We start from the raw sequence: 12,435 nt of genomic DNA, 5'->3' as shown, positions 1-12,435 counted from the left end.
CTCCTGCATGAGATGACGCGTACATAGTAATCGTTAAAAATAAAATAATGTATTGAAATACTCGCTTGATCATAACATTCACCCTCAGTTTGACAATCAAGATGTAAAAAAGAAAATATAATCCTTTTCTTATTATGTATATCTTTCTCCAATAGTGGAACTCTCAAACAAGCTATATTTTGGAAATATAAAATAACGAATAAAAAATAGCATCCTCTTATAAGAAAGAGGATGCTATTTGAATATTTCATAATAGTAAAGGCTATACTACAATTAGTCTTCGCGTTTTTTCACTTTTTTATAAAAGGAAATAAGTGGTTTGTAACGTTCATGTACAAGTCCAATTACTTCAGCAATAATCTCTGTAAAGAAGATTAAAACGAAAAGAAGAATAATGGATAACCATAATGTCGCACTAGAGAAAATGATTGCATTTACACTAAAGAAAATACCGAATGCGTATATAATTAGTACCGTTTTACGATGAGAGAAGCCCATTGCAAGTAAACGGTGATGTAAATGCGACTTATCTGGTGCTGAAATAGGTTTTTTATTTACGATACGACGGATAATTGCAAATGTCGTATCAAATACAGGCACGCCTAAAATGATAACTGGAACGATAAAGCTGAATAGCGTTACACTTTTGTATAATCCAAGTAACGATATAACAGAAATACAGTATCCTAAAAATAGTGCTCCTGTATCTCCCATGAAAATTTTTGCTGGATGGAAGTTGTAGAATAAAAATCCAATTGTACTTGCTAATGTAATTAATGCTAGTGGTAAGATAATAGCAGCTCCAGTACCCCATGGGCTAGTGAAGGCCATATATGCTAGCGTTGCCAGTACGATAGATGAAATACCAGCGGATAATCCATCTAAGCCGTCAATTAAGTTGATGGCATTTGTAATACCTACAATCCAAAATACTGTAATTGGGTAAGCAAGCCATCCAAGTTCAGTATCCCCGAGGATTGGAATATATAATACTTGCACTAATAATCCACTTTTTACAATCATAATGGCAACTAATAGTTGTCCACCGAATTTTACCTTCGCAGATAACTCGTACATATCATCTAAAATACCGATGATTACAATGATAATCGCACCTAGCGTTATCGATAACATTCTTTGTTCGTATAAGCCACCGACAACAAATCCAACAGCCACACCAATAAATATTGCTAACCCGCCAAGACGAGGCATAATCTTTTGGTGCACTTTACGCGCGTTTGGCTTATCTGTTGCTCCTATTTTAAAAGCTAACTTAATAACTAAAGGAGTAACGATGAGTACAGTGATGAAAGATGCCAAAATGGCATAAATCACTTGTGAGTCCATTAATACCCCACCCTTTTATAGTCTAACGTAATTTTTTTTAATATATTTATCTGAAAATTATGATGTTTATTTACAGGCTCATAACATATGGTATCACAAAAAGATTAGAATTCAATCTTTTTTTCGTTTTATGGTAAATGGAAGCAGATAGAATATATGACAATGGTATACAGAATGTTGAATCATTTGAGAAGGTTAATCGTATTGGGCTTTGGAATATGACATTTTTTCTTTCTCTTTAATAGCGAATAATTTTATTTCAATATTATAAGTGTTACACGTAGAAATGAGTAAGTTCCGTGTTAAAATGTGGGAATTTTTCAAGCCTGAACGTGCAGCTTTAATCTCGGTAAAATTTTTATTGGTTTTATGGACAATATTTAATTTTACAAAAACTTAAAAAAGAATGAAGAAAGCAATTCATATAATAAAGAAGTAAAAGAGTTTTCTCATTTTTAATGTGAGAGGGGGAAGCACAGGGGAAATTCTATGTATTCGTATATTTTCTATTGTATATTCCTGTGCGAAAAGGAAATGAAAATTACGATAATAGGTACCGGATACGTTGGATTGATTACAGGAGTAGGATTGGCAGTATTGGGACATTCGGTTACATGTTTTGATATAGATGATGAGAAAATTGAACGGATAAAACAAGGGGATCTGCCTATTTATGAAGCTGGCTTATATGAATTAATACATGATGCGTGTGAGAATAATCGTTTAACTTTTACAGCAAGTAAAGAAGAAGCATTTCATGATGCAGAATTTATATTTATTGCAGTTGGAACGCCATCGTTATTAGATGGGACAGCAGATTTAACGTATATTCAAAATGCATGTTTTGATATTGGAGCATATGCGACTAAAGACATTATTGTTGTTACAAAAAGTACTGTTCCTGTAGGGACGAATGGTGCTATGAGGGGATGGATTGAGGAGACATTACAAAATAGGCATGAATTACATATTGTATCGAATCCCGAATTTTTACGGGAGGGTTCAGGGATTTACGATTTTTTTCAGGGAGATCGTATTGTAATTGGAGCTGATAATGAGGAAGCGGCGCGAAAAGTTGAGAATTTATATAGTAAATTACATTTGCAAACGTATGTTACAGATATAAAAAGTGCAGAGATGATTAAATACGCATCGAATGCCTTTTTAGCGACAAAAATTAGTTTTATCAATGAAATTTCAAATATATGTGAGAAGGTAGGAGCTAATGTATTAGATGTTGCAAAAGGAATGGGAATGGATAAGAGAATTGGGGCGTCTTTTTTAAATGCGGGCATTGGTTACGGGGGATCGTGTTTTCCGAAAGATACGAAAGCGCTTGTGCAAATTGCAGGGAATGTGGCGCATGATTTTCGTTTGTTAAAAGCCGTCATTGAAGTGAATAATAAACAACAGTTGTTATTGATTGAGAAAGCGAAGAAAGTAGTAAATATGAACAAGAAGCGGATTGCAGTGCTGGGAGCGGCATTTAAACCGAATACGGATGATATAAGAGACGCACCGTCCCTTATTATGATACAAGAATTAATTCATATGGGTGCGGATGTAGTTCTATATGATCCAAAGGCAATTCACAATATGAAAAATATCTTTGGGGAGACTATACAATATAGCGAATGTATAGATGAATCGATTAGAGGAGCGAGTGCGGCTTTTATCGTGACAGAATGGGAAGCAATCAGAGCTTATCCGTTAGAAAAGTACGCACAACTTATGAGAGAGCCTATTTTATTTGATGGAAGAAATTGTTATACTAATGAGGATGTCAAGAAACAAGGAATAGATTATTATTCCGTTGGAAGAGAAAGTATTCATAAGAGGGATTTTTCTGTTATTCGTTAAAAAGGTATGTATTCATGTATATTCTTATATGTCATAATAGGATTTGTAACTAGTGAAAGAAAAGAGGCAATGAAATGACTGAACGTTTAAAAGTAATGACAATTTTCGGGACACGTCCAGAAGCAATTAAAATGGCACCTCTTGTATTAGAGTTGCAAAAGCATCCTGAGAAAATTGAATCGATTGTGACTGTAACAGCACAACATCGTCAAATGTTAGACCAAGTATTAAGTATCTTTGGAATTACACCAGATTTCGATTTGAATATTATGAAGGATCGCCAAACTTTAATCGATATTACAACGCGTGGTTTAGAAGGTTTGGATAAAGTAATGAAAGAAGCAAAGCCTGATATCGTACTTGTACATGGTGATACGACGACAACGTTTATTGCAAGTTTAGCTGCTTTCTACAATCAAATTCCAGTAGGTCATGTCGAAGCAGGACTTCGTACATGGGATAAGTATTCTCCATACCCAGAAGAGATGAATCGCCAATTAACAGGCGTAATGGCAGATCTTCATTTCTCACCTACAGCAAAATCAGCAACGAACTTACAGAAAGAAAATAAAGATGAATCACGCATTTTCATAACAGGAAATACAGCGATTGACGCGCTAAAAACGACTGTAAAAGAAACATATAGTCATCCTGTACTAGAGAAACTTGGAAATGATCGTCTTGTACTTATGACAGCTCACCGCCGTGAAAACCTAGGAGAGCCAATGCGTAATATGTTCCGTGCAATTAAGCGTCTTGTTGATAAGCATGAAGACGTACAAGTTGTGTATCCTGTTCATATGAACCCTATTGTTCGTGAAACTGCAAATGATATTTTAGGCGATCATGGCCGCATTCATTTAATTGAGCCGCTAGATGTAATTGATTTCCACAATGTTGCAGCTCGTTCATACTTAATGTTAACTGACTCTGGCGGGGTACAAGAGGAAGCACCATCACTCGGTGTGCCAGTTCTTGTTCTTCGTGATACAACAGAGCGTCCAGAAGGTATTGAAGCAGGTACGTTGAAATTAGCGGGAACAGACGAAGAGACAATCTTTAGCCTTGCTGATGAGTTGTTATCAGACAAAGAAGCTCATGATAAGATGTCAAAAGCATCTAATCCGTACGGTGATGGCCGTGCATCAGAGCGTATTGTAGAAGCAATTTTAAAACACTTTAATAAATAAAAAAAAGCCAAATCGCATGCGATTTGGCTCTTTTTTATTGCTGATTTCTCATAATCCACTCTGCATGAGCATTCGTAGAAGGAGGGGGATCAGTTGGTGTTTTATTCTGATTCCGATTCGTTTCTTTCTTCGCTTTTTCGTTAGAGTTAGAATTTGAAGAAGGAGTGGATTCGGTTTTTGTTGTTGAATTTTCTTGCGTGGTTACCTTTTCTCCTAGTTCTTTTTTAATTTCGTTACGTACTGCCTCAACACCGTTTGGATCTGGAAGGAAGTAATAAATACCACCTATTTTTTTGTCTTCTCCTTCAAGTTTGAGTGTTTGTATTGTGGAAGGATCAAACCCAGAAAGTTTCTTGTAAAGAGCAAGGCCATCAGAAATAGGAATGTCAGTTTTTATATATTTTCCAACGACCGATGTTAAATCTTTAATTTTAAATACGGTAGAGGTGGAATTTAGTTTTTGAGCAACAGCAGCTAGTAATTGTCTTTGTCTAGCGGCCCGACCATAGTCACCATTTGGATCTTGCTTTCGCATACGAACGTAAGCGAGTGCTTCTTCACCATTTAATTCTTGCTGTCCTTGCTTAAATTGGATTTTTTTGTAGTAATCTACGTCTGAACGCTCCCAAAAATCGAAGGGAACATCAACAGTAACACCGCCAACAGCATCAACAATACCTTTAAATCCTTGGAAATCAATTTTAACATAATGGTCTACAGGTACTTTTAGGAAACCTTCGACAGTTTTGATTGCCATTTCTTCTCCGCCGTAAGCATGCGCAGCGTTAATTTTGTCCTCTTTATTCTTTCCGACAATTGGAACGCGACTATCACGAGGGATACTCATAAGCGAAATCTTTTGCGTTTTCGGATTGACTGTCGCAAACATTAATGAATCTGTACGACCGTTTTGGCCGTCTGTTGCATAATCTTCTATACCCATAATAAGGAGTGTAAAAGGCTCCTTTGTAATTTCTACATCTTCGGTTCTCAAATCCGATTTTTCACGAGTAAAACCACTATACATCCCCATGAGAGAAGAGTAGGAATTTAATATATAAAGTCCTACACTACCAAATAAAAATAAGAAAATAAGGAAGTAGAAAAACTTTCTTCTTCGTTTCTTTTTTATTCTGCTATTTTGGAGATGATAATAACGTTCTTCCATATATAATCTCCTTAGTTCATTTGTAGGAAAGTAATTCACTACATTAATCTTTAAAGGCGATACAGTAGTTATTCTTAGATAATATCTTGTTCTAAGTACAACATATCTCCTTCTGTAATTGTACATTTCCCATTTGTTAATTCAATCATCCAATCCGTGAATGCTTGTTTTCCATCTTCTTCTACATACGTATCAAATGTGACATTTTCGAGGTAATGTATATCTTTAATGGCATATTTTGAATTGCGTAATTCATTTTCAATTTTGCCAAGTAATGTGTAATCAATTTCGGTCTGCATAATACGCATTAGCTTTCGCTCGACAACACCGACATGATTAATGCCTTCGCTTGTACATTTTCCATATGCGCGAATTAATCCACCAGCTCCCAGTTTGATGCCACCAAAATATCGGGTAACGACAACGACGGTATCTTTTAAACCGCGTTTTTTTAGTACCTCTAACATGGGTACGCCAGCTGTACCACTAGGTTCACCATCATCATTTGCTTTTTGGATTTGATCTTGTTCGCCAATTAAATACGCAGAACAATTATGTGTTGCATTCCAGTTTTGTTTTTTGATTTTTTGTATGAATTCTTGAGCTTCTTCTTCGGTTGTAGCACGACTAACGTAACAGATGAATCTTGATTTTTGAATAACAATTTCGTGTTCACCGTAGTTTTTTATTGTTAAATATTGTAATAACACTTGTATACGCCCCTATCCATCAAAATGACTAGTACTTTACATTTTAAAAGCGGGCGTTTTTATATTCAAACATTTTTTATAAATAAGCTGAAATTTTTGATGAGTATTTTACCTTTTTGTTGTAATTTGTCGAGATGATCAGTATAATTTCAAACCCGCATTTTCATGTATGGATGCACCATTTTTAGTTTTCGTGTAAAATTAGGAAATAAAAACTTTTTTATAAGGCAGGTACGAAAATGAAAACAGCTATTGTTACTGATAGTACAGCATATATACCGAAGCATATTCGTGATGAACTCAATATATATATGATTCCATTAAACGTTGTGTTTGGAACGGAATCTTATCAAGAAGAAGCTGAAATTTCAGCAGATGATTTTTATGTAAAAGTACGTGAGCAAGAAGAGCTTCCGAAAACTTCTCAACCAGCAATCGGAAAGTTTGTTGAGCTATATGAAGAATTATCTAAGGATTATGATGCAGTTATTAGCATTCATCTTTCAAGTGGGATTAGTGGTACATATCAAACGTCAACGACAGCTGGTCAAATGGTAGAGGGTATTGATGTATATACGTACGACTCTGAAATTAGTTGTGAAGTACAAGGATTCTACGTGCGTGAAGGTGCAAAGCTAGCAAGCGAAGGGAAGGATCCAAAAGAGATTATCGCCCGTTTTGATGAAATGAAGAAAACGATGGACGCTTATTTTGTAGTAGATGATTTACACCATTTACAACGTGGAGGCCGATTAAATAGTGCGCAAGCTTTCATCGGTAGTCTGTTACAAGTAAAGCCGGTTTTATATTTTAGAGACAAAATTATTATCCCGTTTGAAAAGATTCGTACGCGTAAAAAAGCGCTAAAACGTATCATTGAAATTTTTGATGAGCAAGCAAGTAAAGGCGTACCTATGGAAGCAGTTATCATTCATGCACAACGTGAAGAGGAAGCGAATGAATGGAAGGCAGAATTAGAAGCAAAATATCCTCATGTTACAATCCGCACAGGTTATTTCGGTGCTGTAATTGGAACGCATTTAGGTGAAGGTGCACTAGGTCTTGGATGGTATACGAAGTAATAAAGATATAAAAAGCTCTCTTTCGGAAGAGGGTTTTTTTACGGATATTTTACGTGAAGTTGACAAGTTAATATTTGGAAATGGTAAAATGTACGTAAAATAAAATAATGAGGAAAGTTTTATAACTTACTTTTTACAAGAAACTATATTATAATAGAAGAGAGGTGAAACATATGGAGCATAATTCTTGTTTATGTCCAAAGTTTGAGTCAGCTTTTACTTTGCTTAGTAAGAAATGGACTGGCTTAATTATTAAATCTTTGCTGGAAGAGTCAAAACGTTTTAGAGAAATCGCAGATATTATACCGAATATGAGCGATCGTATGTTATCAGAGCGTTTAAAGGAATTGGAAAGCGAAGGCATTGTAGTTCGTAATGTTTATCCAGAAGTACCAGTTCGAATCGAGTACGGCTTAACGGACAAGGGAAAAGCGTTAGAAAGTGTTATGGATGAAGTCCAAAATTGGGCTGAGAAATGGATGAAATAACGTTTTGATTTCATCCGTATTAGTATATTTAATAAAACGTAAGGGAAACCTTGCGTTTTTTTCTTTGCTTAAAAAAACTTTTAAAACTCTACACGTATATACAAAAATATGCATATTTTGCGATAGTGCTACATATAATATTACATTTGTTTTACAAAAGCGTAACATTAGCAAAAAAAATCCCGAATTATGGTATAAATTTTATAGGTTATATACGGAAAAAGAAAAAAGAAAGCGGTGTAAAAAATAAAATGAAAAAGCTAAAAATGGCATCTTGCGCATTAGTGGCAGGGTTAATGTTTTCAGGACTAACACCAAATGTATTTGCAGAAGATAAAATTTCTGACGTGAAATCACAAATTAATACACAAAATGACACTTTACATAAACAACAACAAGAACGTGATGAATTACAAAAACAAATGAATGACTTAAACAAAACAATTCAAGGTTTAGATAAGTCTGTTCAAGAGAATGCTGCAAAGCTTGATGAAACAACGAAAAAAGTTGCGGACACTGAGCAATTAATCGAAAAGAAAAATAAAGATATTGCAGAATTACAAACGAAAATTGCAAAACGTGAAGAGTTATTAAGAAAACGTTTAGTTGCACTTCAAGAGCAACCAAACACGAACGTTGTAACAGAAGTTCTTGTAAACTCTAAAAATCTTGCAGATTTAGTTGATCGTTTAAATTCAGTTTCTAAAATTCTTGAGTCTGACGAAGACATCATGAAAACACAACAAGAAGATCAAGCGAACGTGAAAAAAGATGTTGAAACGGTAAAAACAAAGCAAAAAGAATTAAAAGAAGCACAAGCTCAAATTGAAACTGCTAAAAAAGAACTTGATGTTGAAAAAGAGAAAAAAGCAGCGGCAGTAAACGATTTAAGCGGTAAAATGGATACAGTTGTAACTTCAATGACAAGTACGGAAGACCAATTGAAGGAGCTTGAACAACAGGCATTAAAATTACAGCAAATTGCTGAAAAAGAAGCGCAAGAAAAAGCTGCACAAGAAGTTGCTGCTCAAAAACAAGCAGAACAAGCTGCTCAGCAAGCTCAGGCTCAACAAGCTCCAGCTCAACCAGCACAAACACAAGCAGAGCCAGTAGCTCCAGCAAACAATGCTGTACAAGCTCCAAAAGAAGAATCTAAAAAAGAAGAGCCTAAGAAAAAAGAAGAGAAAAAAGCAACACCAGCTCCAACTCCAGTACCAGGTAATGATGATGGGGGACGACAAGATGTTGTCTCAAAAGCTAAAGGCTTAGTAGGTTTAAAATACGTATGGGGTAGTGCGTCAATTTCAAATGGTGGATTTGACTGCAGTGGTTTAATCTCTTATGTTTACGGTTTAGGTCGTCAAGATACTAGAGGTTTATGGAACTCTGTACAAAAGATTAGCCCATCTGAAGCAAAACCAGGAGATCTTATCTTCTTACAAGGTACTTACAGAGAAGGCGTATCTCACGTTGGTATTTATATTGGTGGCGGTCAAATGATCCATGCTGCTGATGAATCAACGGGTGTTACTTACGGTAGTGTAAATAGTTCTTATAACCAAAAACATTTCTTAGGTTACGGTAGATTATAGGATTATAATTGAATAAAAAACGTGTATAAAGTCGATAGCTTACTATTTTATAAGTAGGTTATCGGCTTTTTTGTGTTTTTACGAGATTATAAGAAAGGTTTATAGTAATGCTGGAGGTGAGTGCTAATGCTTGCTGGAAAACAGTTGCTATTAGAAGAACTCTCTTCAGATTTACGGAGAGAATTAAGTGATTTGAAAAAGAAGGGAGAGGTTGTATGTGTACAAGGTATAACGAAGAAGGCTTCTAAATATATATGTCAGCGCTGCGGAAATATAGAGCAGCGGCTATTTGCATCATTTTTATGTAAAAGGTGCGGTAAAGCATGCGCGTATTGCCGGAAGTGTATCACGATGGGGAGAGTTAGTGAATGTACTGTACTTGTTCGCGGGATTGCTGAAAGAACAGGAGAGTGTCATAAAAAACCGTTACATTGGAAAGGGACTTTATCTACTGGTCAGGAGTTGGCGGCGCAAGGAGTTATAGAAGCGATTAAGCAGAAAAAATCTTTTTTTATTTGGGCTGTGTGCGGGGCTGGAAAAACAGAAATGTTATTTTACGGTATAGAAGAGGCGCTTCAAAAAAGAGAAAGAGTTTGTATCGCAACGCCAAGGACGGACGTTGTACTGGAATTAGCGCCGAGATTACAAGAAGTGTTTCCGAGTATAACTGTAGCTGCTTTATACGGAGGGAGTGTAGATCATAAAAAAGATGCAGCGTTAGTCGTTGCAACGACTCACCAACTGTTACGTTACTATAGAGCGTTTCATGTGATGATTGTAGATGAGATTGATGCCTTCCCGTATCATGCGGATCAAATGTTACAGTATGCAGTGCAACAAGCAATGAAAGAGAAAGCAGCGCGTATTTATTTAACTGCAACCCCTGATGAAAAGTGGAAGCGTAATTTCAGAAAGGGGAAACAAAAAGGTGTTATTGTGTCAGGACGATACCATCGTCACCCGTTACCAGTTCCTCTATTTAGTTGGTGCGGAAATTGGAAGAAAAGCCTCCATCATAAAAAAATTCCTCGCGTGTTACTACAATGGTTAAAAATGAACTTAAACAAAAAGTATCCTATTTTTTTATTTGTTCCTCATGTGCAATATATAGAAGAAATAAGTCAGTTGTTGAAAGGGTTGGATAATAGAATCGATGGCGTGCATGCAGAAGATTCGATGAGAAAAGAAAAAGTAGCATCTTTCAGAAAGGGAGACATTCCGTTATTAGTTACAACGACAATTTTAGAAAGAGGAGTAACTGTGAAGAACTTACAAGTGGCTGTGTTAGGAGCTGAAGAAGAAATTTTTTCAGAGAGTGCGCTCGTACAAATTGCAGGCCGAGCGGGGCGTAGTTTTGAAGAGCCATATGGTGAGGTTATGTATTTTCATTACGGTAAGACAGAGGCAATGGTACGTGCGAAAAAACATATTCAAAGTATGAACAAAAATGCGAAAGAACAAGGATTGATCGATTAATGCATTGTTTACTTTGTGATGAGTATATGGTGGAAACAGTTAGTTGGTACGCCTTCTTTGTAAAGTCCCATAAAAAATATGTATGTGATAGATGTGAGCAAAAACTTTCCTATATTATAGGAGGAATTTGCATGGATTGTGGCCGTCCTTTAGATGACTTACCTACTCGATATAAAGAAAATGACATTTGCATGGACTGTGTAAGATGGAGGAATGAGGAAGGATATCGTCCTTTTAAAAATCGTTCGTTGTACGTGTACAATGATGACATGAAAGGTATACTAGCGCAGTTTAAGTTTCGAGGTGATGCGGAGTTAGTTCGTATTTTTTATCAATCTTTTCGGGAGTTATTTCAAAAGTATTTTACGGACGTTTCAACTGTTATTGCTGTTCCGCTTAGTAGGGAACGAGAATATGAACGAGGTTTTAATCAAGCAGAGTTATTAGCAGCTTGTTTGCCTGTCAAAAATTTTTATTCATCATTAAGAAGGAAGGAAACAGAAAAGCAAAGTAAGAAGTCGCGTAAAGAAAGGCTTTCGGGAAGTAATCCTTTTTATTTTCAGAGAGAAGAGGTGTTTCATGGTCAACATATTTTACTTGTTGATGATGTATATACGACAGGAATTACAGTGAGGCAAATTGGAAGTCTTTTCTATGATAAAGGAGCAAGCGAAGTTTCTAGTTTGACGCTCTGTAGAAGTTGATCTGTAACTGTCGAAAGAGATAATAAAAAGACGATAAGTCTTCTTTGACTTCGTAAGTTGTCATTCGTTATAGTGAAATTATGGGGCAAATGCCCTGATTTTTAGAGTGAAGGGAATGGAATGAACATGCAAGGAAGAGTAAAATGGTTCAATGCAGAAAAGGGATTTGGGTTTATTGAGCGTGAAGACGGTGATGATGTGTTTGTTCATTTTTCTGCTATTCAACAAGATGGATATAAGTCATTAGAAGAAGGGCAACAAGTTGAGTTTGATATTGTAGAGGGAGCACGTGGACCACAAGCAGCTAATGTTGTAAAACTGTAGGTATATTGTTTTTGGGAAGAGAAAGCTGCGCTTGTGGCAACGTTATATATATGGTAGAACCTCTTGTTTTTTTGCAAGGGGTTTTTGTTATGAATGGAGTTGTCAAAAAGTTGTTTCTTTTCTGTAACGAATTGTCCACAGTTATATTCGTTATTCACGATGTTAATAGGATAAAATAAAGATAGAAACGATGCATCTTTTCATTTCAACAAAAAACGATAAAAAAATCGCAATTCCACTAATTTTTTTAAAAAAGTTAGAAGGAGTTTTTAAGCCGGTGTCGAAATTATAGTACATAGGCTTGAAAGGAGGAATTCATCTATGAAATTCAACATTCGTGGTGAAAATATTGAAGTAACTCCAGCATTAAAGGAATATGTAGAGAAAAAACTAAGTAAGTTAGAGCGTTATTTTGATACATTCCCAGAGATTAAAGTTAATTTAAAAGTATACTCTGACAAGCAACGTGTCGAGGTAACAATTCCATTTACTGA

General features: G+C 35.7%; 12 protein-coding genes. 9 read left to right on the top strand and 3 right to left on the bottom strand.

Annotation, left to right across the window (positions count from 1 at the left end):
- Positions 1–273: 273 nt before the first annotated feature.
- A complete protein-coding gene (locus MR083_RS24440; protein ID WP_061184238.1) occupies positions 274–1,347 on the bottom strand; it encodes a glycosyltransferase family 4 protein in 1,074 nt (357 codons plus the stop codon).
- A 489-nt stretch (positions 1,348–1,836) separates the two neighbouring features.
- Here MR083_RS24440 and MR083_RS24435 point away from each other — a divergent pair, with 489 nt between their 5' ends.
- Both MR083_RS24435 and wecB read left to right on the top strand, forming a co-directional pair.
- On the top strand, positions 1,837–3,207 hold the full coding sequence (locus tag MR083_RS24435) for a UDP-glucose dehydrogenase family protein (RefSeq protein ID WP_242269963.1): 1,371 nt from the start codon (positions 1,837–1,839) through the stop codon (positions 3,205–3,207).
- 74 nt (positions 3,208–3,281) lie between these two features.
- The gene (gene wecB, locus MR083_RS24430) at positions 3,282–4,397 is read left to right on the top strand and encodes a non-hydrolyzing UDP-N-acetylglucosamine 2-epimerase (protein WP_242269962.1); all 1,116 of its coding nucleotides are present in this window, start codon (positions 3,282–3,284) and stop codon (positions 4,395–4,397) included.
- 34 nt (positions 4,398–4,431) lie between these two features.
- On the opposite strand, the gene MR083_RS24425 is transcribed toward wecB, so the two are convergent.
- Both MR083_RS24425 and MR083_RS24420 read right to left on the bottom strand, forming a co-directional pair.
- Positions 4,432–5,565, bottom strand: a complete 1,134-nt coding sequence (locus tag MR083_RS24425) for an LCP family protein (RefSeq protein WP_000392776.1) — start codon at positions 5,563–5,565, stop codon at positions 4,432–4,434.
- A 74-nt stretch (positions 5,566–5,639) separates the two neighbouring features.
- On the bottom strand, positions 5,640–6,275 hold the full coding sequence (locus MR083_RS24420; RefSeq protein ID WP_000926694.1) for a YigZ family protein: 636 nt from the start codon (positions 6,273–6,275) through the stop codon (positions 5,640–5,642).
- Between the two features lie 239 nt (positions 6,276–6,514).
- Here MR083_RS24420 and MR083_RS24415 point away from each other — a divergent pair, with 239 nt between their 5' ends.
- The 7 genes from MR083_RS24415 to hpf all read left to right on the top strand — a co-directional run.
- Positions 6,515–7,357 carry a DegV family protein gene (locus MR083_RS24415; RefSeq protein WP_000844764.1) on the top strand — a complete coding sequence of 281 codons (843 nt, stop codon included), beginning with the start codon at positions 6,515–6,517 and terminating at the stop codon, positions 7,355–7,357.
- Positions 7,358–7,530: 173 nt separating this feature from the next.
- Complete coding sequence (locus MR083_RS24410; RefSeq protein WP_000400857.1) at positions 7,531–7,845, top strand: winged helix-turn-helix transcriptional regulator; 315 nt, start codon at positions 7,531–7,533, stop codon at positions 7,843–7,845.
- 146 nt (positions 7,846–7,991) lie between these two features.
- Positions 7,992–9,437 carry a C40 family peptidase gene (locus MR083_RS24405; protein WP_041184798.1) on the top strand — a complete coding sequence of 482 codons (1,446 nt, stop codon included), beginning with the start codon at positions 7,992–7,994 and terminating at the stop codon, positions 9,435–9,437.
- Positions 9,438–9,563: 126 nt separating this feature from the next.
- Positions 9,564–10,913: an ATP-dependent helicase ComFA gene (gene comFA, locus MR083_RS24400; protein WP_000879436.1), complete on the top strand. Its 1,350-nt coding sequence runs from the start codon at positions 9,564–9,566 to the stop codon at positions 10,911–10,913.
- Positions 10,913–11,617 (top strand): ComF family protein, encoded by a 705-nt coding sequence (locus MR083_RS24395; protein ID WP_011040839.1) that lies wholly within the window; start codon positions 10,913–10,915, stop codon positions 11,615–11,617. Before comFA ends, MR083_RS24395 begins: the two co-directional genes overlap by 1 nt.
- Before the next feature lie 126 nt (positions 11,618–11,743).
- On the top strand, positions 11,744–11,941 hold the full coding sequence (gene cspC, locus MR083_RS24390; protein WP_001162041.1) for a cold shock protein CspC: 198 nt from the start codon (positions 11,744–11,746) through the stop codon (positions 11,939–11,941).
- A 321-nt stretch (positions 11,942–12,262) separates the two neighbouring features.
- On the top strand, positions 12,263–12,435 hold a 173-nt coding region (hpf, locus tag MR083_RS24385; protein ID WP_242269964.1), incomplete at its 3' end, for a ribosome hibernation-promoting factor, HPF/YfiA family.

The organism is Bacillus cereus group sp. BfR-BA-01408, from assembly GCF_022663305.1.
In the GTDB taxonomy this organism is placed as follows: Bacteria; Bacillota; Bacilli; order Bacillales; family Bacillaceae_G; genus Bacillus_A; species Bacillus_A pacificus.
This window is presented reverse-complemented; position numbering and strand designations above follow the sequence as displayed.

Excerpts from the sequence above, each read along its gene's own strand:
- MR083_RS24440 (WP_061184238.1), bottom strand. The coding sequence starts at position 1,347 with ATGGACTCACAAGTGATTTATGCCATTTTGGCATCTTTCATCACTGTA.
- MR083_RS24435 (WP_242269963.1), top strand. The coding sequence starts at position 1,837 with ATGTATTCGTATATTTTCTATTGTATATTCCTGTGCGAAAAGGAAATG.
- wecB (WP_242269962.1), top strand. The coding sequence starts at position 3,282 with ATGACTGAACGTTTAAAAGTAATGACAATTTTCGGGACACGTCCAGAA.
- MR083_RS24425 (WP_000392776.1), bottom strand. The coding sequence starts at position 5,565 with ATGGAAGAACGTTATTATCATCTCCAAAATAGCAGAATAAAAAAGAAA.
- MR083_RS24415 (WP_000844764.1), top strand. The coding sequence starts at position 6,515 with ATGAAAACAGCTATTGTTACTGATAGTACAGCATATATACCGAAGCAT.
- MR083_RS24410 (WP_000400857.1), top strand. The coding sequence starts at position 7,531 with ATGGAGCATAATTCTTGTTTATGTCCAAAGTTTGAGTCAGCTTTTACT.
- comFA (WP_000879436.1), top strand. The coding sequence starts at position 9,564 with ATGCTTGCTGGAAAACAGTTGCTATTAGAAGAACTCTCTTCAGATTTA.
- MR083_RS24395 (WP_011040839.1), top strand. The coding sequence starts at position 10,913 with ATGCATTGTTTACTTTGTGATGAGTATATGGTGGAAACAGTTAGTTGG.
- cspC (WP_001162041.1), top strand. The coding sequence starts at position 11,744 with ATGCAAGGAAGAGTAAAATGGTTCAATGCAGAAAAGGGATTTGGGTTT.